This is a genomic window from Achromobacter sp. MFA1 R4 (genome assembly GCF_900156745.1).
Lineage (GTDB): Bacteria > Pseudomonadota > Gammaproteobacteria > Burkholderiales > Burkholderiaceae_B > Achromobacter.
The window spans coordinates 4372551-4398969 of the sequence record NZ_LT707065.1 but is presented as its reverse complement, the minus strand read 5'-3'; the positions used below and the strand labels follow the sequence as shown (position 1 = coordinate 4398969).

The 26419-nt window shown below is 66.8% G+C and carries 29 protein-coding genes; 9 read left to right on the top strand and 20 right to left on the bottom strand.

Annotated features, from left to right (window positions below):
* Positions 1-70: 70 nt before the first annotated feature.
* On the bottom strand, positions 71-1207 hold the full coding sequence (locus tag BXA00_RS20170) for a PHB depolymerase family esterase (RefSeq protein WP_076520206.1): 1137 nt from the start codon (positions 1205-1207) through the stop codon (positions 71-73).
* Positions 1208-1593: 386 nt separating this feature from the next.
* Between BXA00_RS20170 and BXA00_RS20165 the strand changes: the two genes are divergently transcribed.
* Positions 1594-2238, top strand: a complete 645-nt coding sequence (locus BXA00_RS20165) for a hemolysin III family protein (RefSeq protein WP_076522029.1) — start codon at positions 1594-1596, stop codon at positions 2236-2238.
* Positions 2239-2317: 79 nt separating this feature from the next.
* On the opposite strand, the gene BXA00_RS20160 is transcribed toward BXA00_RS20165, so the two are convergent.
* A complete protein-coding gene (locus BXA00_RS20160) occupies positions 2318-3085 on the bottom strand; it encodes a helix-turn-helix domain-containing protein (protein WP_076522028.1) in 768 nt (255 codons plus the stop codon).
* Positions 3086-3206: 121 nt separating this feature from the next.
* Here BXA00_RS20160 and BXA00_RS20155 point away from each other — a divergent pair, with 121 nt between their 5' ends.
* The 3 genes from BXA00_RS20155 (at position 3207) to BXA00_RS20145 (ending at position 5534) form a co-directional block, all read left to right on the top strand.
* Positions 3207-4022, top strand: coding sequence for a sulfite exporter TauE/SafE family protein (locus BXA00_RS20155; RefSeq protein WP_076520205.1), 816 nt, complete (start codon positions 3207-3209; stop codon positions 4020-4022).
* Between the two features lie 213 nt (positions 4023-4235).
* Positions 4236-4658: a DUF4168 domain-containing protein gene (locus BXA00_RS20150; protein ID WP_076520204.1), complete on the top strand. Its 423-nt coding sequence runs from the start codon at positions 4236-4238 to the stop codon at positions 4656-4658.
* 165 nt (positions 4659-4823) lie between these two features.
* Positions 4824-5534, top strand: a complete 711-nt coding sequence (locus BXA00_RS20145; RefSeq protein WP_076520203.1) for a glutathione S-transferase family protein — start codon at positions 4824-4826, stop codon at positions 5532-5534.
* A 60-nt stretch (positions 5535-5594) separates the two neighbouring features.
* Here the strand turns inward: BXA00_RS20145 and BXA00_RS20140 are convergent, their stop codons facing one another.
* The 11 genes from BXA00_RS20140 to BXA00_RS20090 form a co-directional block, all read right to left on the bottom strand.
* The gene (locus BXA00_RS20140; RefSeq protein WP_076520202.1) at positions 5595-6356 is read right to left on the bottom strand and encodes an ABC transporter permease; all 762 of its coding nucleotides are present in this window, start codon (positions 6354-6356) and stop codon (positions 5595-5597) included.
* Positions 6353-7276, bottom strand: coding sequence for an ABC transporter ATP-binding protein (locus tag BXA00_RS20135; protein WP_076522027.1), 924 nt, complete (start codon positions 7274-7276; stop codon positions 6353-6355). Before BXA00_RS20135 ends, BXA00_RS20140 begins: the two co-directional genes overlap by 4 nt.
* A gap of 97 nt (positions 7277-7373) precedes the next feature.
* On the bottom strand, positions 7374-7610 hold the full coding sequence (locus BXA00_RS20130) for a hypothetical protein (RefSeq protein ID WP_076520201.1): 237 nt from the start codon (positions 7608-7610) through the stop codon (positions 7374-7376).
* Between the two features lie 16 nt (positions 7611-7626).
* A complete protein-coding gene (locus BXA00_RS20125; RefSeq protein WP_076520200.1) occupies positions 7627-7899 on the bottom strand; it encodes a nitrogen fixation protein FixH in 273 nt (90 codons plus the stop codon).
* Positions 7900-7936: 37 nt separating this feature from the next.
* Positions 7937-9430, bottom strand: coding sequence for a cytochrome c oxidase accessory protein CcoG (ccoG, locus tag BXA00_RS20120; RefSeq protein ID WP_076520199.1), 1494 nt, complete (start codon positions 9428-9430; stop codon positions 7937-7939).
* Between the two features lie 72 nt (positions 9431-9502).
* Positions 9503-10468: a cytochrome-c oxidase, cbb3-type subunit III gene (ccoP, locus tag BXA00_RS20115; RefSeq protein ID WP_076520198.1), complete on the bottom strand. Its 966-nt coding sequence runs from the start codon at positions 10466-10468 to the stop codon at positions 9503-9505.
* Positions 10465-10641 (bottom strand): cytochrome oxidase, encoded by a 177-nt coding sequence (locus BXA00_RS20110; protein WP_076520197.1) that lies wholly within the window; start codon positions 10639-10641, stop codon positions 10465-10467. The genes ccoP and BXA00_RS20110 overlap by 4 nt, the downstream gene beginning before the upstream one ends.
* A gap of 2 nt (positions 10642-10643) precedes the next feature.
* Positions 10644-11372 carry a cytochrome-c oxidase, cbb3-type subunit II gene (gene ccoO, locus BXA00_RS20105; protein WP_076520196.1) on the bottom strand — a complete coding sequence of 243 codons (729 nt, stop codon included), beginning with the start codon at positions 11370-11372 and terminating at the stop codon, positions 10644-10646.
* 10 nt (positions 11373-11382) lie between these two features.
* Positions 11383-12870, bottom strand: coding sequence for a cytochrome-c oxidase, cbb3-type subunit I (ccoN, locus tag BXA00_RS20100; RefSeq protein ID WP_076520195.1), 1488 nt, complete (start codon positions 12868-12870; stop codon positions 11383-11385).
* 174 nt (positions 12871-13044) lie between these two features.
* Positions 13045-13206 (bottom strand): cbb3-type cytochrome oxidase assembly protein CcoS, encoded by a 162-nt coding sequence (ccoS, locus tag BXA00_RS20095; RefSeq protein WP_076520194.1) that lies wholly within the window; start codon positions 13204-13206, stop codon positions 13045-13047.
* The gene (locus BXA00_RS20090) at positions 13203-14180 is read right to left on the bottom strand and encodes a hypothetical protein (protein WP_076520193.1); all 978 of its coding nucleotides are present in this window, start codon (positions 14178-14180) and stop codon (positions 13203-13205) included. The genes ccoS and BXA00_RS20090 overlap by 4 nt, the downstream gene beginning before the upstream one ends.
* 216 nt (positions 14181-14396) lie before the next feature.
* Between BXA00_RS20090 and BXA00_RS29420 the strand changes: the two genes are divergently transcribed.
* The 3 genes from BXA00_RS29420 to BXA00_RS20075 all read left to right on the top strand — a co-directional run bounded on the left by BXA00_RS29420 (position 14397) and on the right by BXA00_RS20075 (position 15171).
* Positions 14397-14522 (top strand): hypothetical protein, encoded by a 126-nt coding sequence (locus BXA00_RS29420; protein WP_255376735.1) that lies wholly within the window; start codon positions 14397-14399, stop codon positions 14520-14522.
* A gap of 71 nt (positions 14523-14593) precedes the next feature.
* The gene (locus BXA00_RS20080; protein WP_076522026.1) at positions 14594-14845 is read left to right on the top strand and encodes a type II toxin-antitoxin system ParD family antitoxin; all 252 of its coding nucleotides are present in this window, start codon (positions 14594-14596) and stop codon (positions 14843-14845) included.
* Positions 14842-15171, top strand: coding sequence for a type II toxin-antitoxin system RelE/ParE family toxin (locus tag BXA00_RS20075; RefSeq protein ID WP_076520191.1), 330 nt, complete (start codon positions 14842-14844; stop codon positions 15169-15171). The genes BXA00_RS20080 and BXA00_RS20075 overlap by 4 nt, the downstream gene beginning before the upstream one ends.
* Positions 15172-15203: 32 nt before the next feature.
* Here BXA00_RS20075 and BXA00_RS20070 read toward each other — a convergent pair whose 3' ends face one another.
* A complete protein-coding gene (locus BXA00_RS20070) occupies positions 15204-16088 on the bottom strand; it encodes a LysR family transcriptional regulator (RefSeq protein ID WP_076520190.1) in 885 nt (294 codons plus the stop codon).
* Between the two features lie 105 nt (positions 16089-16193).
* Here BXA00_RS20070 and BXA00_RS20065 point away from each other — a divergent pair, with 105 nt between their 5' ends.
* Positions 16194-17258, top strand: a complete 1065-nt coding sequence (locus BXA00_RS20065; protein WP_076520189.1) for an NAD(P)-dependent alcohol dehydrogenase — start codon at positions 16194-16196, stop codon at positions 17256-17258.
* A gap of 182 nt (positions 17259-17440) precedes the next feature.
* Here the strand turns inward: BXA00_RS20065 and aceA are convergent, their stop codons facing one another.
* Positions 17441-18760 carry an isocitrate lyase gene (gene aceA, locus BXA00_RS20060; protein WP_076520188.1) on the bottom strand — a complete coding sequence of 440 codons (1320 nt, stop codon included), beginning with the start codon at positions 18758-18760 and terminating at the stop codon, positions 17441-17443.
* A gap of 353 nt (positions 18761-19113) precedes the next feature.
* Between aceA and queF the strand changes: the two genes are divergently transcribed.
* A complete protein-coding gene (gene queF, locus BXA00_RS20055; RefSeq protein WP_076520187.1) occupies positions 19114-19938 on the top strand; it encodes an NADPH-dependent 7-cyano-7-deazaguanine reductase QueF in 825 nt (274 codons plus the stop codon).
* A 51-nt stretch (positions 19939-19989) separates the two neighbouring features.
* Here the strand turns inward: queF and BXA00_RS20050 are convergent, their stop codons facing one another.
* The 5 genes from BXA00_RS20050 to nagZ form a co-directional block, all read right to left on the bottom strand.
* Positions 19990-20991 carry a cytochrome-c peroxidase gene (locus BXA00_RS20050; RefSeq protein WP_076520186.1) on the bottom strand — a complete coding sequence of 334 codons (1002 nt, stop codon included), beginning with the start codon at positions 20989-20991 and terminating at the stop codon, positions 19990-19992.
* A gap of 211 nt (positions 20992-21202) precedes the next feature.
* Complete coding sequence (locus tag BXA00_RS20045) at positions 21203-22510, bottom strand: MFS transporter (protein WP_076520185.1); 1308 nt, start codon at positions 22508-22510, stop codon at positions 21203-21205.
* Positions 22511-22669: 159 nt separating this feature from the next.
* Positions 22670-23242, bottom strand: coding sequence for a CDP-diacylglycerol--glycerol-3-phosphate 3-phosphatidyltransferase (gene pgsA, locus BXA00_RS20040; RefSeq protein ID WP_076520184.1), 573 nt, complete (start codon positions 23240-23242; stop codon positions 22670-22672).
* Between the two features lie 307 nt (positions 23243-23549).
* The gene (gene uvrC, locus BXA00_RS20035; protein ID WP_076520183.1) at positions 23550-25376 is read right to left on the bottom strand and encodes an excinuclease ABC subunit UvrC; all 1827 of its coding nucleotides are present in this window, start codon (positions 25374-25376) and stop codon (positions 23550-23552) included.
* On the bottom strand, positions 25339-26397 hold the full coding sequence (gene nagZ / locus BXA00_RS20030) for a beta-N-acetylhexosaminidase (RefSeq protein WP_076520182.1): 1059 nt from the start codon (positions 26395-26397) through the stop codon (positions 25339-25341). The genes uvrC and nagZ overlap by 38 nt, the downstream gene beginning before the upstream one ends.
* Between the last annotated feature and the right edge of the window lie 22 nt (positions 26398-26419).

Genomic DNA, 26419 nt, shown 5'->3' with positions numbered 1-26419 from the left:
CTTTCTTCGCGTCCGAACAATGGGCCGGGCCGTTCGGGCGCCGGCGGGAAAGCCCTTGACCCTGACCCCGTCACCCTGGCATTCCTGCACCCGCCGTGACCGCCGCGCCCACGCGGCGCTGGGTCTGGAAGAACCGCCACACCAGCGCGGAGGCATCCGGCCCGGTACGCGCGTGATACCGCACGGCGGGGTCGCCGCCGCTCCACGCATGCTCCAGCCGCGTGATCTCGCACAGGCGCAGCACCGTCTTGCGGCCGCGCATCAGATCCACCCGGCGGTAGGCCTTTTCCGTCCCCAACCCCATCACCCGCTCGATTGGCAAGACATGCGGGTCAGGAACATTCACGGCGCGGAACTGCTCGAACAGCTGCTTCGCATTGCGCGGGGCGACGGCCGGATCGAGCTGGCCGTGCAGGATCAGCGCGGGCATGCCGAGCTGGAACACGGCGGGGTCCGCCACCGACGCCAACAGCGGCACCAAGGGCTTGATGCTGCCCCGGCGCATCGTGCCGATCCCGCCCGCCGCGCTGTGCGCATCGCCCACGACCGGCCCCGAGTGCATGGCCACAGCCGCGATCAGGCGGGGATGCCGCAAGGCGACCAGCGCGGCCATGCCCGCGCCGGCCGACAGGCCCGCCACGTAGACCCGCTCGGGGTCCAGGCCATGGCGCTCGACCTCGTTGCGGATCATGGCCGCGATCAGGTCGGCCTCGGCGCCGCCGTGATCGTCGTTCGGCTGAAACCAGCGCCAGCAGCGCTGCACCTGGCGCGTCAAGGACTGCTGCGGATACAGCACCATGAAACCGCCGGCGTCTGCCCACTGGTTCATGCGCGACCCTTGCGCGAACGCCGACGACGTCTGCCGGCAACCGTGCAGCATCACGACCAGCGGCCGGCCGCCGGGCGTTTCCGTCACAGGGGTATAGCGGGCGAAGGCCAAACGGCGTCCCGCGCCGTCGGAGAATTGGCGCGAGGCTTCCCAACGCCCGGCGCCCAGCGCGGCCGCGGCGGGCACTGCCGCCCGCCCCGCCCCGGGCGCACGGGCCGTCTTGACTGCTTTGACTGCTTTGACTGCCTTGGCCGCCTTGCGCGCCGTCGTCGCGCGCTTGCGCGGCGGCTTGGGCGTGGCCATGCGCATCGCCGCGCGCTGCAGGCGCGAGATCTTTTTTGCCGCTTTGAAAAACAGACTGCTGAAACTGCGCGCCATGGCTGGGGCCTGTTCGGTAGATGCTGTTTGCCGCACGGCCCGGCGGGCCAAGGGGCGCGGCGCCGGACGGCAGTCGTCGCGGCCAGGCCGCTCCGCAAGGCGGATGCCTGGCGCCGGATGTGGGCGCCACGCCGGCGATGCAGCCCGGGCGCCGTCTCTGCCACGGCGGTCCGCGCGGCTGTCCGCCAGGCCGGCCGCCAGGTCGTTCGCGTGTTAAATGTATCACAGAGTAACTAGTCGGCCGCCCCGTGAACGGACGGTCACGGCCCGCGCCGTTTGCACCAGATCAAACCCGCGCCGCATCCGTCGGCGCCATGCCGCGCGCGCCCTTGAGCGCCCGCGGCAAAAGGCCTATGGTGGACGACTTGTTCCAAGCAGGCGCCGATATGTTTCCCAACGACCGTCCCCAGACCCTGGGCGAAGAAATCGCCAACAGCATCAGCCACGGGCTGGGCGCCGCCGGCGCGCTGGCCGGCACGCCGCTCCTCATCGCGGCCGCCGCGCGCCAGGGCGATGCGGCCTTCATCGCCGGCGCCGCGGTGTTCGCGGCCTCGATGTGCCTGCTGTACCTGGCGTCCGCCATCTATCACGCGCTGCCCCGCTGCCGCGCCAAGCAGATCTTCAACGTGCTGGACCACTCGGCCATCTACCTGCTCATCGCCGGGACCTACACGCCGTTTGCGCTGGGCGCGTTGCGCGGGCCCTGGGGCTGGACGCTGTTCGGATTGGTCTGGGGGCTGGCCCTGCTGGGCGTGGGCCTGAAGGCCAGCAAGCGGCTCAACCGGCCTGCGCTGTCCACCGGGCTGTACCTGGCGATGGGCTGGATCGTCGTGATCGCCGTCAAGCCCTTGCTGGAGCGGGTGCCCTCGGGCGGCCTGTGGTGGCTGGTGGCGGGCGGCCTGGCCTACACGGGCGGCGTGGTGTTCTTCGTGTTCGACAACCGCTGGCGCTACAGCCATTTCATCTGGCATCTGTTCGTGCTGGCGGGCACGGTCTGCCACTTCTTCGCGGTCTTCTGGTACGCCGCCTGACGCGCGGCCGCCGCATCCGGCGGACGTCGGGGACACGCTCGGCGACGCCGTCCACCGCGCGTTCGCCTATCCCGTCAGCCTATCCCTGACGCAGGTATTCCTTCGGCGGCCGGCCCAGCACGCGCCGGAACATCGTGGAAAACGCCGCGGGGCTCTGATACCCGAAGTCCAGCGCGATCGCCGTGACCGGCTCCCCGGCTGCCAGACGGGCCAGGGCCAGCGCCACGCAGGCGCGCTGGCGCCATTCGGAATACGCCATGCCCGTCAGCCGCCGGAAGGTCCGGCTGAACGTACGCGCGCTCATGTGCAGGCGGTCCGCCCACGCCTGCGGCGGCAGGCGCGCATCGGGCGCGGCGATGAAAGCGCGGCATAGCGGCGCAAGCCGCTTGTCGCGCGGCAAGGGGATATGCAGCGGCAGCACCGCCGCGCGCTCGACCTCGTGCAACAGCAAGGCAGCCAGCGCCCCGTCGCGGCCCCGCGGGTCATAGGCGGCGGGCATGTCCACGGCCTCCAGCAGCAGCGCGCGCAGCAGCGGCGACACCTCGATCACCTCGCAGGACTTGCTGCCCGCGCGCGCCGCGCCCGGTTCGATATAGGCGCTGCGCGTACTGACGCCCAGCATGCGGACCCGATGCGTCACGCCTGCCGGAATCCAGACGGCGCGTTGCGGCGGAACCACCCAATTGCCGTCGCGCGTGGCCACGTGCATGACGCCGGTGGCGCCGTAGAGCAACTGCGCCCGCCGATGGGCGTGGTCGGGCAGCAGTTCTCCCCGGGGATAGTCGTTGCCGATCGCGACCACCGGACGGGCGAGGCCGTCGTGCCGGTCGATATGGGTGTTGCGCATGGTGCATGCCGCGTTCGCAAGGCGGCGGCTTGGCCGAAACGAAAACATCATTGTCCCATCCTCGAAAGCGGGCCAGGCGCGGCGCCCCTATCGTGGCGGCTTTCCTGCAAGGAATGGCGGCATGTTCTATCTGGCGTTGGTCTTGATTGGCGGCCTTTGCGGCATCACCACGGTGCTCTTCGGCTTTGGCGGCGGCTTCGTGGTGGTGCCCGCGCTGTACGGGCTGCTGACGGCCATGCATGGCGCGGATGACGCAATTGGCCAATCAGCGATGCACATCGCCGTGGCGACCTCCACATGCGTCATGATCGTCAGTTCGGCGTCTGCCACGCACAGGCACCTGCGCGCGGGCAACATCGTTCGCGACTATGTGTGGCCGCTGGCGGGCTACATCGCGGCGGGCGCCCTGCTGGGCGCGTTGGCCGCCACCCGCGTCGATGGCGGCTTCGTGCGCCATGCCTTCATCGCCTACCTGGGCGTGACGATCCTGGATTGCCTGTTGCGCCAGGGCTTCATGTCGCAAGGCGCTGGCGCGGCGCCCCGTGCGCTGGGCCGTGCGGCCACGATGGCCGGCGGCCTGGGCATCGGGGCGATTGCCGCCTTCCTGGGCGTGGGCGGCAGCGTCATGACCGTTCCATTGCTGCGCCGGCGCGGCTTGCCGATGGCCAAGGCCGCCGCCATGGCCAACCCGCTGACCCTGCCGGTCGCGCTCGCGGGCACGCTTGCCTACCTGGCTGCGGCGCGCCAGGCGCCGCAGGCGCTGCCGCCATGGATCGTGGGCTATGTGGACCTGCTGGCTTTCGCTGCGCTGGCGCTGGGATCGCTGGCCGGCATCCGGCTGGCCGCGCCGTTGATTCCGCGCATTGCCGACCGCCTGCACGCACGCGTCTACGTGCTGCTGCTGATCCTCGTGATGATCGGCATGATCGCGCTCTAGCCGCCCTTTTCGCATAAACCTGCGGACACATCGCCGCCAGCAGCGACTACCAAACCGCGCAAAACGTTTCGGACGCGTGTCCTGGGGCCGCCCTGCAAGGGCTTGCCCGGCAAATGGTGGCCTAGCGACACAGGAAAACACATCGCGAAACTTGTGCCCGTCCCGCCCCGCTCGTCATCATGGTCGGACTTTCAACCGGAACTAGGAGATTTCATGCAGCGTTCCACCTATGGATTCCTGTCCGCCGCCATCCTGACGACGGCGCTGTCCGGTGCCCCTGCCCTGGCCCAGCAGGCCAGCCAGCCCCAGGCGCAGAGCCAGGCGCAGACCCAGGCTCAACCCGGCATGGCCCCCGCCGTGCGGCAGCCCACGGACCAGCAATTGCAGAAGTTCGCCTCGGCTTCGCAGAAAATCTCGGGCGTCGTCAACGAGTACCGCCCCAAGGTCGATGCCGCCAAGACCGACGACGCCAAGCAGAAGGTCGTCCAGGAAGCGGACGCAAAGATGGTGCAGCTGGTTCGCGCCGACGGCCTGACCGTCGAAGAGTTCAACGGCATCGGACAGGCCGTGCAGCAGGACCCGCAGCTTCGTGAGCGGCTCATGAAGATGGGCCCGGGCACGCCCGCGCGTCGCTAAGCGGCCTGCACACGCCGCCGTGTGCCCCGCCGCGGCAAGGCGACGCGACCGCCTGCCCGGGGTACGCGGCGCCTCGCCCAGGGCGGGACGCGTTTGCCGGCGATGGCCGAGCGGTTATCCTAGGCGCCAGACCCTTGTTTGGACGCCCTCCAGGAGCACCGCAACTTGACCCCGGAACTCACCCTCTACGATCTGGCCGGCGCGGATGCCGCGTTGCGCTTCAGCCCGCATTGCTGGAAGACGCACATGGCGCTGGCCCACAAGGGCCTGACCGCCGAGACCATCCCCTGGCGTTTCACCGAAAAGGAAGCCATCGGCTTCTCCGGCCAAAAGCTCGTGCCGGTGCTGGTTCACGGCGAGCACGTCGTGAGCGACTCCTGGCAGATCGCCTGCTACCTCGAAGACACGTTTCCTGAGCGGCCCTCGCTCTTTGGCGGCGATCACGCCCGCCCGCTCAGTCAGTTCGTGAATGCGTGGGCCGACACCACGCTGGTGCCCGTGCTGGCACGCCTGCTGCTGCCCGAGATCCACGGCCTGATCCACGACAAGGACAAGGACTATTTCCGTGCGACGCGCGAGAAGCGATTCGGCCGGCTTGAAGACCTGCCGGCCGGCTACGCGGACCGCATCGCCGAGCTGCGCGCCGCGCTGCTGCCCCTGCGCCAGACGCTGGGCAAGCAGCCCTATCTGGCGGGCAGCGCGCCCGGCTACGCGGATTATTCGGTCTTCGGGATGTTCATGTGGGCCCGTTGCACCAGCCCCTTGGCGCTGCTGGACGCGGACGACCCGGTGTACGCCTGGCGCGAGCGGCTGCTGGACGCATTCGGCGGGCTGGCGCGCCGCGCGGCGGTGAGACCGGCGACGCAGGCGGCCTGAGCGCGGCGCGGTGCGCTCAGGCCTCACGCCGCGGGTCTTGACGCCGCAGGTCTTGACCCTTCAGGTCTTGAGCCGATAGCCCGTCTTGAAGATCCAGCGCACGCCCACCAGGCAGGCCAGCAGGAACGCCACCGTCATGCCCACGCTGATCTCGACGCTGACGTCGGAGACGCCAAAGAATGCCCAGCGAAAGCCGCTGACCAGGTACACGACCGGATTGAACAGCGTGACGGTCTGCCAGAACGGCGGCAGCATGTTGATGGAATAGAACGTGCCGCCCAGGAAGGTCAGCGGCGTGATGATCATGAGCGGAATGATCTGCAGCTTTTCAAAGCCGTCGGCCCAGATCCCGATGATGAAGCCGAACAGGCTGAACGTCACGGCGGTCAGCACCAGGAAGGACAGCATCCAGAGCGGATGCGCCACCTCGAACGAGACGAACAGCCTCGCGGTCGCCAGCATGATGAGGCCCAGGATGATGGACTTGCTGGCCGCCGCCCCCACGTAGCCCATCAGGATTTCGACGTAGGAGATGGGCGCCGAATGGATCTCGTAGATCGTGCCGGAAAAGCGCGGCATGTAGATGCCGAACGAGGCGTTGGCGACGCTTTGCGTCAGGAGCGACAGCATGATCATGCCCGGCACGATGAACGCGCCGTAGCTGACGCCGTCGATCTCGACCATGTGCGAACCGATGGCCGATCCGAACACGACAAAGTAGAGCGAAGTGGAAATCACCGGCGAGAGCACGCTTTGCATCAGCGTGCGCCAGGCACGGGCCATTTCAAAGAGGTAGATGGCGCGAATGGCGTAGAAATTCATGATTGACCGTGCACCAGGCTGACGAAGATGTCCTCGAGTGAGCTTTCCGAGGTGTTGAGATCCGCGAATTCGATATTCAGGCGGCTCAGGTCCTGCAGCAGCCGCGAGATGTCGCCGCCACGCTCGTTGTCGTAGGTATAGACGAGCTTGTAGCCGTCGGCGGACAGGTCGAGCTGGTAGGCGTCCAGCGCCGTCGGGATGCCCGGCAGCGGCGCCTTCAACGTCAGCGCGAGCTGGCGCTTGCCCAGCTTGGCCATGAGCGCATTCTTTTCCTCGACCAGGATGATCTCGCCGCGGCGGATCACCCCGATCCGATCCGCCATCTCCTGGGCTTCCTCGATGTAGTGCGTGGTCAGGATGATGGTGACGCCGCTTTCACGCAGCCGCCGCACCATTTCCCACATGCCGCGCCGCAGCTCCACATCGACGCCCGCGGTGGGTTCGTCCAGGAACAGGATGGCCGGTTCGTGCGACAGCGCCTTGGCGATCATGACGCGCCGCTTCATGCCGCCCGACAGCGCCATGATGCGGCTGTCCTTCTTGTCCCACAGCGACAGGTCGCGCAGGACTTTTTCGATGTAGGCGGGATCGGCCGGCTTGCCGAACAGGCCGCGGCTGAAGGTAACGGTGTTCCAGACGCTTTCGAAGGCGTCCGTGGAGATTTCCTGCGGCACCAGCCCGATCTTGGAGCGGGCCGCGCGAAAGTCCGTGACGATGTCGTGGCCGTCGGCCAGCACCGTGCCGTGGGTGGGATTGACGATGCCGCAGATGATGCTGATCAGCGTGGTCTTGCCCGCGCCGTTCGGCCCGAGCAAGGCAAAAATCTCGCCGCGCTGGATGTCCAGGCTGACGTTCTTGAGCGCCTGGAACCCCGACGCATATTGCTTGGATAAGCCTTGTACCGATATGACTGGCTGCACGCGAGCCCCCAACTTGACCATAGCCGGGGGATTTTACCCGCCGCGCAGCCCCCGCTTGTTCAACGTGGCGGAACGGTGTGTTTGGTTTTTGAGAAAACTAGAAGTCTTCGTCTTCTTGCACCTTGGGCATCAGGTAGGCCGTCAGCGCGCTGGACAGGCCGGCCATCACCCACAGGACAAAGAACGACACGGTGTAGAAACCCATCCGGCCCGTGGGGACATGTCCGAAGATGGTCACGTCCAGCGGGTCGATCAGGGCGAAGATCAGTGCGCTTCCCACGGCGGCGGCCAGAAAGGACGGCCACAGGATCCACATCAAAGATCGCAGTCCCATGCGTGAACTCCCCGGTTCAAGGTTTGGCGGCGGCCGGGCTGGCGTTCGGCGCCGCCCGCCCCTCGGCCGCGCTGCCTGCGACCTGTTCGATGACCAGTCCGCGCTTGACCACGCCCTCGCCGATGGGCTGGTCGGCAAACTGGGCCATGGCCAGATAGATCGTGATGAAGCAGCCCACCATCGCGGCGAACGGGCCGGCCATCAGGATCCACGGCCATGGCTCGCGGTACCAGGGCTTGACGGGAGGGGCCGCATCCGCGGGGTCCAGGGTGATTCGTGCAGCGTTCATGAAGATATCCTTGTGGCGTTCAGGGCAAAGGGCCGCCCTACTCGGGCACATAGAAACTGGCGGGCTCGTCGGTTTCGACCGGCTGGTTGTCGCCGTCCTGCCCCCTGGCGCGCAGGGTGATGGGATGGGCGCCGGGCGTCGAGTCCGCCGGGGCGCGAATGACCATGGGCACCAGCTTGTTGGCGGCGGCTTCGACCTCGACCACGTCCGACCCCTGCTGGCCGGCCAGCACGGCCAGGTCCGGCATGCCCTCGGCCGACAGGCGCAGGCGCATCGGCACGTCCGACGTGTTGATGATCTGCAGCCGGTAGACGTTTTCGATCAGGCCGCCGGCGACCTCGCGGCCCAGCGCGCCGCGGTCCCGGATGACGTCGACGCGCAGCGGATTGCGCACGGCCAGCGACACCACGAAGGCCACCGCCAGCGCCAGGATCAGCGTGCCGTAGACCAGGACGCGCGGCCGCAGCAGGTGCGACCGTGCGCTCTTGGTGGACAGGCCATCCAGCATGGCGCGCTCGGACGTGTAGCGGATGAGGCCCGGCTCGTACTGCATTTTGTCCATCACCTGCTCACAGGCATCGATGCAGGCGCCGCAGCCGATGCACATGTACTGCAAGCCGTCGCGGATGTCGATGCCGGTCGGACAGACCTGCACGCACAGGCTGCAGTCGACACAGTCGCCCAGCCCCGCGGCCTTGTGGTCCACCTTGCGCGACCGGCTGCCGCGCGGATCGCCCCGGCGCTTGTCGTAGGTGACCACGAAGGTGTCCGGGTCGACCATCACGCTCTGGAAGCGGGCGTACGGGCACATGTACTTGCACACCGATTCGCGCATGAAGCCGGCGTTGCCCCACGTCGCAAAGCCGTAGAACAGCATCCAGAACCACTGCCAGCCGCCAAGTTGCAGGGCGAACAGCTCGTGCCCCAGCTCGCGGATGGGCGCGAAGTAGCCGATGAAGGTCGAGCCCGTCCACCATGCCAGCGCGATCCACAGGAAATGCTTGGTGAATTTCAGGCGGAACTTGTGCCAGGACCAGGGCGATTCATCCAGGCGGATACGCGCGATGCGGTCGCCTTCGACCTTGCGCTCGATCCACATGAAGATTTCGGTGTAGACGGTCTGCGGACAGGCGTAGCCGCAGAACAGACGCCCGGCCACGGCGGTGAAGAGGAACAGCGCCAGCGCGGAGATGACGAGCAGCACGGCAAGATACACGACGTCCTGCGGCCACAGCACCAGGCCAAAGAGATAGAACTTGCGCGCCCCCAGGTCGAACAGGACGGCCTGGCGGCCGTTCCATTGCAGCCATGGCAAGCCGTAGAAAATGAGCTGGGTAAGGAAGACGAACGCGATGCGCCAGCGGGCGAAGATGCCGCTGACGGACCGCGGATAGATCTTGCTGCGCACCCCCGCCAGCGTCTGTTCCAGGGTTTCCTGGCCCGGACGCGGCGGCCGCGTATGCGGCCGCCAGGGCGGCGGGTCACCGCCAGGCGAACTGCCGCCGACGCTTGCGGTTGACCCATCATTCATTTGCTGCTCCGTACGGTAAGTGCTGGCGGTATGGGGGGCCGCCGCGCGGCCCCCCACCTACGTGCTGCGGTTTCACTGCTGGGCGGCGCCGGCGTCGGCGGGCGCCGCGGCGGCCTGCTTCTGCGGCTCGGCCTTGTTGGAAAGCCCCCAGACCCAGGCCGTCAGGATCTTGATCTGCTCCGGCGTCAGGACGTGTTCGTGCGCCGGCATGCGGTTGTCGCGGCCTTCGAGAATGGTCTTGACGATGGTCGCCTCCGAACTGCCATACAGCCAGACGTCGTCCGTCAGGTTGGGCGCGCCCATGAGCTGATTGCCCTTGCCATCGACACCGTGACAGGCCACGCAGAAGTTGGCGAACTCGCGCTTGCCGCGGAACACGCGCACCGGATCGGCCGTCAGGCCCGACAGCGAGCGCACGTATTGCGCGATGTCGCCGGCCATCTTGGGATCGATCGAGTCCTTCCAGGGCGGCATCACGCCATGGCGTCCTTCCTTGATGGTCTGCATGATGGTTTCGGGCGAACCGCCATGCAGCCAATCGCCGTCCGCCAGGTTGGGAAAGCTGGGGCCGCCCTTGGCATCGGAACCGTGGCACTGTGCGCAGGTGTTCAGGAAGAGGCGCTGGCCGATTTCTCGCGCGCCCGGATCCTGCGCGATCTGCGGGACCGACATGGTCTCGAAGCGCGCATAGATGGGGCGAACGGCTTCGGCCATCTTGGCCTGTTGCTGCGCCACTTCCTGCGCGCTGCTGAAGCCCAGCTTGCCCTGGTAGGCGCCCAGCCCAGGCATCAGGAACAGATAGCCCAGCGCGAACACGCAGGCCAGCAGGTACATCCAGGTCCACCAGGTGGGGACCGGATTGTTGAGCTCGGTCAGGTCGCCGTCCCAGACGTGGCCGGTGTCCTCGACCTGGCCGTTGGCCGGCGTCGCGCTGAGCCAGCGGCGCTGCGTGTACAGCAGCCACACGCACCACACCACCCCGCCCACCGCGACGATCGCGATGAAATACCCCCAGAAGCTATTGACGAAATCGCTCATGACCGATTCGCTCCATCTTGTTGTGCCTGACCGAATTCATCGGGCAGTGCGAACGGCAGCATGGCCGATTCGCGGTTGGCGCCCTGGCGGCCGCGCGAGCAGGCCCACCAGACAATGCCGAAAAAGGTTGCCATCGAGATGGCGGTGATGATTGCGCTCAGGTAGGCGACCATGGTCAGCCTCCCGTGGCCGCTTGCGCGGCAGGCTGCACGGCGGACTGCTGGGCCTTCTTGGCTTCTTCGGCCTTCTTGGCCTCTTCGGCCTGCTTGGCAAGCTGCGCCTTGCGCACACCCACGCCCAGCCCTTGCAGGTAGGCCACGAGCGCGTCTTCTTCCGTCTTGCCCTCGATGGCCTTGGGCGCCGCGGCGATTTCCTCGTCGGTGTACGGCACGCCCAGGGCGCGCAGGGCGCGCATGCGCTGGTCCACGTTCTGGCCCGTGAGGACCGTCTTTTCCAGCCAGGGATAGGCGGGCATGTTGGATTCCGGCACCACCTTGCGCGGATCGCGCAGGTGGATGCGGTGCCAGTCATCGGAATAGCGCTCGCCCACCCGCGCCAGGTCGGGACCGGTACGCTTGGAGCCCCACAGGAAGGGGTGATCGAAGACCGATTCCGCGGCGACCGAGTACGACCCGTAGCGCTGGACTTCCGCAGCCAGCGTACGCACCTGCTGCGAATGACAGCCCACGCAGCCCTCGCGGATGTAGACGTCGCGGCCCATCAGCCGCAGCGGGCTGTAGGGTTCGACGCCCGGCGCGGCCTGGGTGGTGCTGTGCTGGAAGAACAGCGGGATGATCTGGACCAGGCCCGCGAAGGAGACCACCAGGATGCTGGCGATGATCATCCAGCCGATGTTCTTCTCGAGGGTCTGGTGGGAAAAGAAGCCATGATTCTTGTTGGCCATGATGTCCTCGTCAGGCAGTGGCCGGCACGGCGGTCGCGGGAACCGGCGCACGCGCGGCTTGGGGTTCGTCTTGCGGAATGGCGGGGTTGACCGACTGCGCGCCGCGCACCGTCTTCCACACGTTCCAGGCCATGACGAACACACCGCACAAGAACAGGGTTCCACCCAGCAAACGGATCAGGTAGTACGGAACGCGCGTCTTCAGTTCCTCGACGAAGCTGTAGACCAGGGTGCCGTCCGGGGCCGTGTCGCGCCACATCAGGCCCTGCTGCACGCCGGCGATCCACATGGCGGCGATGTACAGCACCACGCCGATGGTCGCGATCCAGAAGTGCAGTTCGATGGCCTTGACGCTGTACATCTTTTCGCGGCCGTACAGGCGCGGGATCAGGTAGTAGAGCGAGCCGAAGGAGATCATGGCGACCCAGCCCAGCGCGCCGGAGTGCACGTGGCCGATGGTCCAGTCCGTGTAGTGCGACAGCGAGTTCACCGTGCGGATCGACATCATCGAGCCTTCGAAGGTGGACATGCCGTAGAACGACAGCGCCGTGACCATGAACTTCAGGATGGGATCGGTGCGCAGCTTGTACCAGGCGCCCTGCAAGGTCATGATGCCGTTGATCATGCCGCCCCACGACGGCGCCAGCAGGATCAGCGAGAACGTCATGCCCAGCGACTGGGTCCAGTCAGGCAGCGACGTGTACAGCAGGTGGTGCGGACCCGCCCACATGTACGTGAAGGCCAGCGCCCAGAAGTGGACGATGGACAGGCGGTACGAGTAGATGGGGCGGCCGGCCTGCTTGGGCACGAAGTAATACATCATGCCCAGGAAGCTGGTCGTCAGGAAGAAGCCCACCGCATTGTGGCCGTACCACCATTGCACCATGGCGTCCTGCACGCCCGCGTACGCGGAGTAGGACTTCCACAGCGTCACCGGCATCTCGATGTTGTTGAAGATGTGCAGGATGGCGATGGTGAGGATGTACGAGCCGAAGAACCAGTTGGCCACGTAGATGTGCTTGGACCGGCGCTTGATGATCGTGCCGAAGAACACGATGGCGTAGGCGACCCAGACCAGGGTGATCAGGATGTCGATGGGCCATTCGAGTTCGGCGTATTCCTTGCTGCTGGTAAAGCCCATGGGCAAGGTGATCGCGGCTGCGACGATGACGGCCTGCCAGCCCCAGAACGTGAAGGCGGCGAGCTTGTCGCAGAACAGGCGCGCCTGACAGGTGCGCTGCACGACGTAGTACGACGTCGCGAAAAGTGCGCTGCCGCCGAAGGCGAAGATCACGGCGTTGGTGTGCAGCGGGCGCAGGCGGCCGTAGCTGAGCCATGCGGTGTCGAAATTCAACTGAGGCCAAATAAGCTGCGCGGCCAGAAACACGCCCACAGCCATGCCGACTATGCCCCAGACTACCGTCATGAGCGCGAACTGCCTCACGACCTTGTAGTTGAAGGTATCGGACTTGCTTGCGATTGCGGCGCAATCGTTCATCACCCTTCCCCTAAAGTAACAAGAACTTCCAGGCTTCGATGATGGGACTAGTCACAGGAGTCGGCGTTGATTTGGATCAACCGGGATGCGACGCCCCGAACTTCGGCGCATAACCGCAACGGTTGAAGGGGTATCGGGGGGGCGCAGCGGCGTTTCCGGCGCCGCGCAGACGCTTCAGCGGCGGCCCGCGGCGGCGCTGTCGTCGTCGCGCAGGATGGCCGTGCCGGCATCCTCGGTATCGTCGTACTGGCCGTTGAAGACCGCCCACCACAGCGACACGCCGATCGCCAGCACGAAGAGCAGCGACAGCGGCAGGAGCAGATAAAGAATGGTCACGGCGCCGCCCCGAACGCGGCGCCGGGCGCCACGCCGCCCGACCAGTCGCGGCGGCACAGGCGCCACGAGTTGTAGGCAACCGCCAGCGACGACAGCAGCATGGTGATCGCGGCCAGCCAGGGCGTGACCCATCCGGCGAGCGCCAGCGGGGTCATCAGCAGATGCCAGACCAGCGAGCCGTACAGGTTCTGCCGCGCCTTGCGCCGCGCCTCGGCGAGCAAGGCATCCAGCGCCGCGTCCGGCAGGTCCGGATGCGCCGCCAGCGCGCTGTGCGCGGCAGCCATCGCGGTGGGCACGGCCATGGACATGGCGCAGGGACAGCTCATGACCAGCAGCGCCACCATCACGGGGATGCTGTGGGCCGGGTCGATGTAGGCCCAGCCCGCCGCGGCGGCCAGCGCCAACGCGACCTGGATCATGACGAAACGCGACGCCACGCGGTCGGCGCGCGCGCCCAGCCGCAGCCGTTGTTCTTCCACGCGGGCGTGGCGGCGGCCTGCGGAGCCCGCGCCGCCGAAAGACTGGCGCGCGCACAGTTCGAGGTAACGCGCGGTCAGCAGGAACGCCACGAACATCGTGACCGAATCGAAATAGACTTCGCCCCGGCCGGTCCATGTGGCGAGGACGCTGGGAATGAAGGCGGCGACGATGCCCAGCGCCACCGGCACGTCCATGCCCGCGCGCCCCGCGCGGAGATTGGCGCCGGCATGGCGCCAGATGGGCCATGCCGAATACAGCACCACCGGCACCGTCAGCGCAAAGCTGGCCCAGTTCATGAGGACGATGGCCCAGTCCAGGGTCTCGAGCGCATCCGCCGGCATGCTTTCGTGGCGCAGATAACCCGGCCACGCGAACATCATGACCTGCATCATCGCCAGCCAGGCGAGCGACAGGCGCACCAGCGCATGGCGGCGCTGCTGGCGGTCGGCATCGGGCAGGTTGGCCGGGACGGCGAAAATCGATTTGGCTCGCATGTGCCGATGGTAGCCAGGGCGGGTCCCGGGCGTCTTGATCTGAATCAAGGCGCCCGGGGCGATTTGCCGGCGCCCCGGGGGCCGATGCACCGGGGGCCGACGCACCGGGGGCTACTGGAAACCGGTGCAGACCGGCGTGGCCGAGGAACCCGGCGACACGGACACCGTGGCGCAACTGGCCCGCCTGCCGCGATCGAGCGCTTCGGCGGCGTGCGCGTGCTGGCCGAGATCCCGCCGCTGCCGCGCGTCGACGCCGAGGCCGTGGACGCGCTGGCGCGGGACATCGCGCCGCTGGCCGACTGCCTCGCGGCGCTGGACGGTGCGCCGGCCGAAGCGGGTTGATCGCGCGGCGCCGAGCAGGCTGCGGCAACTACGTTCTTGCCAATTTTTGCCAAGCCTCCTAAGCTATGGCGATGGGCACCATGAACATTTCTTTGCCGGACTCGCTGAAATCCTTCGTTGACGAACAGGTCACCGAGCGGGGCTACAGCACGAGCAGCGAGTACGTCCGCGAACTCATCCGCAAGGACCAGGATCGGCTCCAGCTCCGAGGGCTGCTGCTGGCGGGCGCCTCGTCCGAACAGGCTGCCCCGGTCGACACCGCTTATTTCGCCGGCCTGCGAGCCCGCGCCAGTAAGAATTCGGGCCCCGACTCCCAAGCGTGAAGGCCAAACCCGTCATCCCGCGTGTGCAGGCGAACGCGGATATCGACACCGCGATAGCGTATTACCTGAGCACGGCGTCCGAGCAGATTACGCTCGGGTTCATCGATGCCCTGGAACGGGCGTACCTGCATCTGGCCCGCCACCCCGCGACAGGATCCATCCGATACGCGCTGGAACTGAACCTGCCCGGCCTGCGCTCCTGGCCGTTGACTCGCTACCCCTATCTGGTCTTCTACGTGGAACACCAGGACCATATCGATGTCTGGCGCATCCTCCATCAGCAACGGGACATCCCCGCGTGGCTGGAAGGCCCCGGCGCGGTGTAAATGCCACGCCGGGCAGGCCGGGACCCGCGCGCTCACTGCCGCGCCATGTCGATGAACGCCCGCAGCGCCGACGACACCCTGCGCTGCTTCGGGTAATACAGCATGAAGCCGGGGATCGTCTGGCACCAGTCGTCCAGCAGCCGCACCAGCGTGCCCGCCGCAAGCTGGGCGGTCACGTAGTTCTCCGGCACGTAGCCGATGCCGATGCCGTCGGTGGCGGCGCGCACCTCGGCGTGGACGTCGCTCAGGGCGATGCGCCCGGGGAAGTCGAATTCCAGCGTCTCGCCGTCCTTCGTGAACTCCCACTTGAAATAGCGGCCGCTGGGAAAGCGGTAGCGGATGCATTCGTGACGCATCAGGTCGGCGGGATGCTGCGGCGGTTCGCGCCCTTGCAGGTAGCCGGGCGAGGCCACCACCACCGAACGCAGCGGCGGGCCGATGGGCACCGCCACCATGTCCTCGGGCACCGCTTCCAGCAGCCGCACGCCCGCGTCATAGCCCGATCCCACGATATCGACGAAGCTGTCGTCTTCGCCGATTTCCAGGCGGATGTCCGGATAAGCCGCGAGGAATCGCGCCGCCATGGGCATCAGCAGCAGGTACGAGGCCGCGCGCGAGGTATTGATGCGCAGCGTGCCGGCGGCCGCGCCGCGGAAGTGGTTCATTTCGTCCAGCGCATCGCCCAGGTCATGCAGCACGGGCTGCAGACGTTCGGCCAGGCGCTGGCCGGCGTCGGTCAGCGCCACGCTGCGCGTCGTCCGGTTGAACAGGTTCACGCCCAGACGTTCTTCCAGGTTGCGGATGGCGTAGCTGACCGCCGACGTGGACAGGCTCAGTTCCTCGCCGGCCTTGCGAAAGCTGGCGAGCCGGGCAACGGCCGAGAAGGCGGCCAGGTGGGACAGGTTGTCGAGCGGCATGATTATGCAAATTCATTCAATAAATCATGCCGAAATTCTAGCTTGAACCCCCACAATCGCCGATTTATTGTTGCCGTCTGCTCAACAAATTCGCAAGAGGCCGTCATGATCCAAGCCCAAGGCTACGCCGCCCACAGTGCCGACACTCCCCTGGTCCCCTTCAGTTTCACCCGCCGCGAACCGGGCGATGACGATGTGCTGATCGACATCCTGTACAGCGGCATCTGCCATTCGGACCTGCACCAGGCGCGCGGCGACTGGGGCAATTCCATGTACCCCATGGTGCCCGGCCACGAGATCGTCGGCCGCATCGCGCAGGTCGGCAAGAACGTCTCCCGGTTCAAGGTGGGCGATTACGCCGGCGTGGGCTGCATGGTCGACTCGTGCCGCCACTGCAAGGCCTGCCGCCTGAACCTGGAGCAGTACTGCGAGGAAGGCGCTACCCTGACCTACAACGACAAAGCGCGCGGCAGCGACCAGCTCACCTTTGGCGGCTATTCCGACCGGATCGTGGTGCGCGAGCATTTCGCCGTGAAGGTGTCCGACACCCTGGACCTCAAGGCCGTGGCGCCGCTGCTGTGCGCCGGCATCACCACGTATTCGCCGCTGCGCCACTGGAAGGTCGGCCCCGGCATGAAAGTCGGCGTCATCGGGCTGGGCGGCCTGGGCCACATGGGCGTGAAGTTCGCGCACGCCATGGGCGCGCACGTCGTGATGATCACCACCTCCGCCGACAAGGCGCGCGACGCGAAACGCCTGGGCGCGGACGAGGTGCTGGTCTCGCGCGACGCCGACGCCATGGCGGCCCACGCCAACTCCTTCGACTTCCTGTTGAACACCGTCCCCGTCAGCCACGACGTCAATCCCTACATGGCGCTGCTTGCGCTGGACGGCACCATGGCGCTGGTGGGCGCGCTGACGCCGCTGGATCCGATCCCTGGCGCCAACCTGATCATGGGCCGCAAATCGCTGGCCGGCTCGGCGATCGGCGGCATGGCGGAAACGCAGGAGATGATGGATTTCTGCGCCGAGCACGGCATCGTCAGCGACGTGGAGATCGTGCCGATCCAGGCCGTCAACGAGGCCTACGAGCGCCTGGTGAAAAACGACGTGAAGTACCGCTTCGTGATCGACATGGCGACCCTGAAGGACACGCGCGCCGCGGCGTAGCGGGCGGGTGCGCGGCCGGGCGGTACAAAAAAAAGAGGGTGCCCGCAGGCACCCTGAATCCACCCTACAACAGCACCTGCAACTACACACCTGCAAACCGCAGTCAACAGCAGAAAAAAGGCGCCCGGCGTTCCGCGAAACGGGCCGGGGCGGCCTGCCCCGGCCGCCGGGCGCCGCCGGCTTTACGCCGCCTTCTGCGACTTGCCGTGTTCGAACTGCGCTTCTTCCGTCGAGCCGGTCAGAGCGGTCGTGGACGACTTGCCGCCTTCGATCGTCTGGGTCACGGCGTCGAAGTAGCCCGTGCCCACTTCGCGCTGGTGCTTCACGGCGGTGAAGCCCATTTCGGCGGCGGCGAATTCCTTCTGCTGCAGTTCCACGAAAGCGCTCATCTGGCGGCGGGCGTAGCCGTGGGCCAGCTCGAACATGCCGTAGTTCAGCGCGTGGAAACCGGCCAGCGTGATGAACTGGAACTTGTACCCCATGGCGCCCAGCTCGCGCTGGAACTTGGCGATGGTGCCGTCGTCCAGGTTCTTCTTCCAGTTGAAGGACGGCGAGCAGTTGTAGGCCAGCAGCTTGCCCGGGAACTGGCGATGGATGGCGTCCGCGAACTTGCGGGCGTATTCCAGGTTGGGCGTGGAGGTTTCGCACCAGATCAGGTCGGCGTACGGCGCGTAGGCCAGTCCGCGCGAGATGGCCTGGTCGATGCCGGCGCGGGTGCGGAAGAAGCCTTCCACGGTGCGCTCGCCGGTGATGAACGGACGGTCGTTTTCGTCGACGTCGCTGGTCACCAGGTCGGCCGCGTCGGCGTCGGTGCGCGCCAGCAGCACGGTCGGCGTGCCCATCGTGTCGGCGGCCAGACGGGCCGACACCAGCTTGGACACAGCTTCGCGGGTCGGAACCAGCACCTTGCCGCCCATGTGGCCGCACTTCTTCACGGACGCAAGCTGGTCTTCGAAGTGCACGCCCGAGGCGCCGGCCTCGATCATGGCCTTCATCAGTTCATAGGCATTGAGCACGCCGCCAAAACCGGCTTCGGCGTCCGCCACGATGGGCGCGAAGAAGTCGATGTAGCCTTCGTCGCCGGGGTTCTTGCCTTCCATCCACTGGATCTGGTCGCAGCGCGTCAGCGAATTGTTGATGCGGCGAACCACCTGGGGCACGGAGTTGGCGGGATAGAGCGACTGGTCGGGATACATTTCACCGGCCAGGTTGGCGTCACCGGCGACCTGCCAACCGGACAGGTAGATGGCCTTCAGGCCAGCCTTGACCTGCTGCATGGCCTGGTTGCCGGTCAGGGCGCCCAGCGAGTTCACGAACGGTTCGCTGTGCAGCAAATCCCAGAGGCGGGTGGCGCCGCGGCGGGCCAGCGTGTGTTCGACGCTGATCGAGCCGCGCAGGCGGATGACGTCTTCGGCGCTGTAGTCGCGCTTGATGCCTTGCCACCGGCTGTTTTCAGCCCAGTCTTTTTGCAGGTTGCGGATTTCGGTTTCGCGATTGCTCATTGTGATGCTCCTGGTCAGTGATGTGAGAACGGTTGGAACTTCAGAGAACGTCTTAGAACTTAAAAAACGATTCGCGTCTGGCGTTGCGTGAATCGTTGGAGAAAGTCTATGCCTCTGCTGCGGAGCAATGTGATGGGGAGTCTTATAGAAGACAAAAAATATTCGCTATAAAAATCAATAGCTTGCGAAGACGATTTTGTATAATGAAACGCGATTGTCGTTTGTGAAATGGCGTGGCGCTGCTGCGCAGCAGGCGCTTTCACAATACGAGGGTTACATTTCACATCGCGGAAAATTGGGCCTTTTCCAAGCGCCTACAATGCCGTCATCCTCCCGGACTCCCCTTCTTTGCTATGACCCTGTCTCACGGCCCGCTCGGGCAGAGCGTGGCCTATGCCTCGCAATACGATCCCTCGCTGCTTTTTCCCATCGCGCGCGCGCACAATCGCGCGGCGCTGAATCTGCGCGACGACAACCTGCCCTTCAAGGGCGTGGATCTGTGGAACGCCTATGAGCTGTCGTGGCTGGACGCCAAGGGCAAACCGCGCGTCGCCATGGCGACGTTCTCGGTGCCGGCCGACAGCCCCAACATCATCGAATCCAAGTCGTTCAAGCTGTATTTGAATTCGTTCAACCAGACCCGCCTGGTGAATTCGGCCGCCCTGCGCGGCCGGCTGGAACGCGACCTGAGCGCGGCCGCCGGCGCGCCGGTCGGGCTGGACTTCTTCCTGCCGCAGCGCTTTGCCGAGTTGCAGATGGGCGAGATGGACGGCATCTATATCGACAAGCTGGATATCGAGATCGACACCTACGAGCCCGCGCCCGAGCTGCTGCGCACCCGGCCGGGCGACGTGGTCGAGGAGACGCTGGCCTCGCGGCTGCTGAAATCGAACTGTCCCGTGACCGGCCAGCCCGACTGGGCCACGGTCCAGATCCGCTACCGCGGCGCCCCGATCGACCGCGAATCGCTGCTGCGGTACGTGGTGTCGTTCCGCCAGCACGCCGAATTCCACGAGCACTGCGTCGAACGCATCTTCAGCGACATCATGCAGGCCTGCGGGCCCGAGCAGCTGACGGTGTATGCGCGCTATACGCGCCGAGGCGGGCTGGACATCAACCCGTGGCGCAGCAATTTCGAGGCCGCGCCGCCGGCGGACAGGCGCACCGTCCGCCAGTAACGCAGGCCCCGCCCAGCCAGACGGCCGCCCGAAGAGGCGGCCGCGTTGTTTCTACTTGAGGAACGGCTCGGGCCGCGGGGTGCCGTCTTCGGACGGCGGCAGCACGGGGTATTGGATGACCGGCTGGTCGCCCGTGAGGGTCTTCAGGAAGGCCACGATCTGGCCGTTCTCTTCGGGCGTGAACGTGCGGCCCAGTTGCAGGCGGCCCATCACGTCCACGGCCTGCGTCAGCGTCGCGGCTTCGCCGTCGTGGAAGTACGGGTAGGTCAAGGCGACGTTGCGCAGCGTCGGCACCTTGAAGTTGAAGCGGTCCGCGTCCTTGCCCGTGACCGCGGCGCGGCCTTCGGCCTTGTTCTCGGTGACGTAGGGCGTGACGAGGCCCATCTTCTGGAACGAGTTGCCGCCCACCGCCACGCCGTTATGGCAGGCCACGCAGCCGCTGTTCTTGAAGAGCGCGTAGCCGGCCGCTTCGCGCACGGTCAGCGCCTTCTCGTCGCCCTTGAGCCACTGGTCGAAGCGCGAGTTCGGCGTGACCAGCGTCTCCTCGAAGGCGGCCAGCGCGCTGGTCACCTCGCCGATGGTGATCTGGTCCTTGCCGAAGACCTGCTTGAACTCGGCGCGATAGCCCGGGATGGAGTTGAGCACTTGCACCGCCAGTTCGTGCGACGAGGCCATTTCCATCGGGTTCTCGATCGGGCCGCCCGCCTGCTCGCGCAGGTCCTTGGCGCGGCCGTCCCAGAACTGGGCGATGTTCAGGCTGGCATTGAGCACGGTCGGCGAGTTGATGCCGCCCTGCTGCCATTTATGGCCGATGGACGCCTTCAGGTTGTCAGAGCCGCCCATGGCGAGGTTGTGGCAGGAATTACAGGAGATCGCGCCGGAACGGGACAGGCGGGGATCGAAAAAGAGCTTCTTGCCCAGTTCGACCTTGCCCGGGTTCTTGACCACGGCCGGTTGGATCGGCTGGATGGGTTCCTGCGAGGCGCTCCAGGCCTGCCCTGCCCACAGCGCCATGACGATGCCCGCCGCCAGCAGCATGCTTTGCTTTCTCATTTGCTTCTCCTGTGAATAACCTATTCGTGCTCAGGGTTATTACAGCGAGCAAGCGCCGCGGCGGCCTTGCGGGGCGTCAAGCCGCGCCGGCCACCGCGTGCGGGCAAAACTGAAGTTTGACCGCGCGCAAGAAAACGCCCGCGCGGGCGGCGCGGGCGGAGGTCAGGCGTCAGCAGTCAGGGGCGGGGTGTACGACACCGGGTGCCGGGCGTCAGGATCGCGCCATCGCCGCCGGCGCCGGCGGTTCGGCGCGGCGCGCCTGCACGGCGATCCACTGGGCCAGGAAGGCCGCGACCGCGAAGGCCACGCCTGCGCCCACCCACGGGCCCTGGCGCAGCCCGGCGTCCAGCAGCAGGCCAAAGGCCAGCGGCCCCAGGGCCGAGCCCACGTCCATGCCGGAGTACACCAGGCCGTAGACCGATCCGGTCGACCCTTTGGGCGTCACGCGGCGGATCAGCATGTCGCGCGACGGCGCGGCCACGCCCGAGCAGAACCCCGCCAGGCCGACGACGGGCGCGGCCAGCACGGCGGGCACCATACCCAGCGCCAGCACGACCAGCGTCAAGCCCGCCAGGATCAGCGCCACCATGACGGTGCGCTCGGTGCGCGGATTGGCCGACACCAGGAAGCCGCCCGCCGCCATGCCCACGGCCGAGGCGACCATATAGCCCGACAGCGCGGAGCTGGCGGTGACCTTGGACAGGTCGTAAAGCTGGCCCAGCAGCGGAATCGTGTAGTTCTGCACCGACGACAGCGCGATCGACGTGCAGGCAAAGAACAGGAAGGCGCCCCACAAGGCGGGGCGGGACAGCAGCGCGGCCAGCGTGGCCAGCACCCCCTCCTGCGGCTTGGCGGCGGGCTTCGCCGCACTGCCCGCGTCCCGGGCGTCGTCCCGGGCATCGGCCGGCGACGGGCCGCCCAGCAGGTCGCGTCCCAGCACCGTCAGCAGCAGCACCAGCGCCACCAGGCCGGCGGCGCTATAGGCCGCGACGCGCCAGTTGGCGAGCAGCGTGATGGTCGTGATGAAGACCGGTGTAAGCGCCCAGCCGAGGTTGCCGGTCAATCCGTGCGTCGAGAATGCATGGCCCAGCCGCGGCGCGGTGATGCGATGGTTGATGATGGAATAGTCCGCCGGGTGGAAGACCGAGTTGCCGATGCCGCCCACGACGGCCGCGGCCATCAGCATGGCGTAGCCGGTGGCCGACCCGATCAGCACGCCGGACAGCACGAAGCAGCCCAGGCCGAACCACAGCACCGGGCGCGCGCCGATCCGGTCGACCACGAAGCCCGAGGAGGCCTGGCCGATGCCGGACACCACGTAAAAGGTGGACACCAGCAGGCCCAGCCGGGCGAAGTCCAGCCCGAATTCCAGGCCCAGGGCGCCGTAGAGCGACGGCAGCACCAGCTGGAAGAAGTGGGACGAGGCATGCGCCACGCCGATGAGCAGGATGATTTTCCAATCGCGCCGGCGTACGGCGGCATCCGAGAGCAAAGTGTTGGCGGCGGTGGCGGTGTTCATTGCAAAAAGCCGCGGGGACGCGGCAGGATGCGCTCCGCCAGGGGCGGACCGCGGGTTGTCTCCGGCGACGCGCGGACTTGCGCCCGGGCGTCGTGTTCGAGGCGATTGCGGCGCGCGCGCCGTGCCGGATCGAGCCGGCGTATCGCTCTTGGATCGGTGTTACAGGGCCTTTTCACGAATGGCGGGCCAGGCGCGCTGCAGGTAATACAGCATCGACCAGACCGTCAGCACCGCCGCGACGATGATCAGGATGTCGCCCAGCAGCTTCGTGTTGACGCCGTAGATCGACTGGTTGTACAGCAGGCACGGAATGGCGATCATCTGCGCGGCCGTCTTGAACTTGCCCAGCCGGTGCACAGCCACGCTGGCGCTGGCGCCGATCTTGGCCATCCATTCGCGCAGGGCGGAAATCGTGATTTCGCGGCCGATGATGATCAGGGAGATGAAGGCGTCGACCCGGCTGAGGTCGAGCAGCACGATCAGGGCGGCGCAGACCATGAGCTTGTCGGCCACCGGATCGAGGAATGCGCCAAATGCCGACGTCTGGTTCCAGCGCCGGGCGAGCCAGCCGTCGAACCAGTCGGTCAGGGCGGCGATGATGAAGGCCCATGCGGCCAGGGTGTCGCGCGTCGGGACAGCCATCCAGCTTTCGGGCAGGTAGAACAGCCCGACCACCAGCGGAATCATGGCGATGCGCAGCCACGTCAGGATTATGGGAACGTTAATTGGCATAGTGTCCGTATGCTAACAGCTGGATGGGTCCCCCCCCCGAAGCGCCTGCGGCGCTTCCCCCCCAGGGGGGCGCCGCAGCGGACCGGCGGAGCCGGATCCGCGCGGCCCGGGTCGCTTGTAGGGACGAGGGTCTGGAATGCGGAAGCGTCCGGGAAAGGGGACTGCGTGGGTTGGATTGTATGTCCCGCTTGCCTTGTAAAGGCCTGCGTGCCCGGCATGGACTTGTCTGGCCGGGAGGACGGCGCGGGTGAATTCGCAGATATGAACTGCCTGAGGACGTGGGTTTGAGGCATCTGGTTTGCTGTCTTCAGCGCAGCGCCTCGTAAATGCGGATGGCCAGGTCCTGGGAGATGCCGTCCACCGACGCCAGGTCTTCGATGCTGGCGCGGGCGACGCCGGAGAAGCCGCCGAAGCGGGCCAGGAGGCGTTGGCGGCGGCGGGCGCCGACGCCTTCGATTTCTTCCAGGCGCGAGACGTTGCGGGTCTTGGCGCGGCGGGCGCGCATGCCGGTGATGGCGAAGCGGTGGGCTTCGTCGCGTACCTGGGCGATCAGCATCAGGGCGGCGGACTCGCCGCCCAGCGCGACTGGCGGGCGGCCGTCGGCAAAGACCAGGGTTTCCAGGCCGACCTTGCGCCCTTCCCCCTTGGCCACGCCCACCAGCGCCTGGATGTCCAGGCCCAATTCCGCGAACACCTGGCGCGCGACTTCGACCTGGCCCTTGCCGCCGTCGATGAGGACGAGCCCGGGCATTTGCGCGTCGCCGTCCGCCACCTTGGCGAAGCGGCGCGTCAGCACCTGGCGCATCGCCGCGTAGTCATCGCCGGGGGTAATGCCGGCGATGTTGTAGCGCCGGTACAGCGAGGGCTGCATGTCGTGGTGTTCGAAGACCACACAGGACGCCTGGGTCGCTTCGCCCGCGGTGTGACTGATGTCAAAGCATTCGATGCGCAGCGCGTCGAGCGCGGCTTCATCCGTGTCCAGGTCCAGGGCTTCGGCCAGCGCCAGCGTGCGGGCCGCGCGGGCGCCGGATTCGGTCAGCGCGCGGGCCAGCGCCATCTCGGCGTTCTTGGTGGCCTGCTCCAGCCACGACCGGCGGGTGCCCTGCGGCCGCGTCAGCACCCGCGACGGCCGGCCGCCCGACTGCTCGACCAGCAGCGCGATCAACTCGGGATCGGGCAAGGTGTGGGAACAGACCAGGATGGGGGGCATCGCGTTGTCGGTGTAATGCTGCGCCACGAAGGCTTCCAGCACCTGCGGCGCGGCCTCGCCCTCGGCGTGCGAAGGAAAGAACGGCTTGTCGCCCAGGTGGCGGCCGCCGCGCACCATCGCCAGGTTGACGCAGACCTTGCCGCCGGCAATGGCCACCGCAATGATGTCGGTGTCCTCGCCGCTGACGTTTTCCATGGTCTGCTGGTGCAGCACGCGCGCCAGCGAACCCATCTGGTCGCGCAGCGCGGCGGCTTCCTCGAACCGCAGTTCGCTGGACGCCTGCAGCATGCGAGCCTCGATCTCGCCCATGACGTCCTTGGCCTCGCCGTTCAGAAAGCGCACGGCGCGTTGCACGTCGCGCTCGTACTCGGCGGCTTCGATCGCGCCCACGCAGGGCGCCGAACAGCGCCCGATCTGGTGCAGCAGGCAGGGACGCGAGCGGTTGGCGAAGACGCTGTCTTCGCAGGTCCGCAGGCGGAACACCTTCTGCAGGATCTGGATGGTTTCGCGCACCGCCCAGGCGTTGGGAAACGGGCCGAAGAACTGTCCGCGTTTGTTGGTGGCGCCGCGGTAGTACGCGATGCGGGGCCAGTCGTGGCCGGTGATGTGCAGGTACGGATAGGACTTGTCGTCGCGGAACAGGATGTTGTAGCGCGGCTTCAGGCTCTTGATGAGGTTGTTTTCCAGGATCAGCGCTTCGGCCTCGGAGCGCGTCACCGTCACTTCCAGCCGCGCCACCTTCGCCACCATCTGGGCGATGCGCGGGCTGGACAGGTTCTTCTGGAAATACGACGAGACGCGTTTCTTCAGGTCGCGCGCCTTGCCGACATACATGACCTCGCCGGCCGCATCCAGGTGCCGGTATACGCCCGGCAGATGCGGCAGGTCAGACAGGAACGATTTGAGATTGAAGTCGTCGGGCATTCTGGTAACGGCTTTCGGCTTGCAGGGTGTCCCAGTCGGGCGCGTCGAAACGCGGCATCAGGCGCCGGATGCGCGCCACGGACTCGGGCGCGTGATCGAACGTCAGGCGCGACAGCAGGTCGTCCGCCAGGTCCGGGCGGTTGCACACCAGCACCATGTCGCAGCCCGCCCGCAGCGCGGCGTTGGCGCGGTCCAGGATATCCCCGGCGACCGATGCGCCTTCCATCGTGAGGTCGTCCGAGAACACGACACCATCGTAGCCCAGGCGCTTGCGCAGGATCTCCTGCACCCAGCGCTTGGAGAATCCGGCGGGATGCTTGTCGACCTTGGGGTAGATCACGTGCGCGGGCATGACGGACGGCAGCACGGCGTCGCCCAGCCAGGCGTAGGGCGCGGCGTCGTCCTTCAGGATCTCGTCCAGCGTGCGCGGGTCCACCGGGATCTCGTGGTGCGAATCGGCGCCCACGTAGCCATGGCCCGGGAAATGCTTGCCGCAGGCCGACATCCCGGCCAGCGCCAGGCCCTGCACCAGCGCGCGCGACAGCATGGTGACCACCCGCGGATCGTGGTGAAAGGCCCGGTTGCCGATGACCTTGCTGACGCCGTAGTCCAGGTCCAGCACCGGCGTGAAGCTCATGTCCACGCCGCAGGCGCGCAGTTCGGCGGCCAGGACGTAACCGGCCTCGGTCGCCAGGCGCATCGCCTGCAGCGGATCGCGGTCCCACAACTCGCCCAGCGCGCGCATCGGCGGCAAGGCGGTGAAACCGTCTTCGCGGAACCGCTGCACGCGGCCGCCTTCGTGGTCTACCAGGATCAGCAGCGGCTCCTTGCGGGCCTTGTGGATCTGGCGTGTCAGTTCCGTGAGCTGGGCGCGGCTTTCAAAATTGCGGGCAAAGAGGATGACGCCGCCGACCAGCGGGTGGCGCAGGCGCTTCTTTTCCGCCTTCGTGAGCGTATATCCCGCCACATCGACCATCACGGGGCCGGGGGGCAGGACCGCCTTGTTTTGCTTCTTGGCCATGGAGGCTGTCCTTGTATGTGTG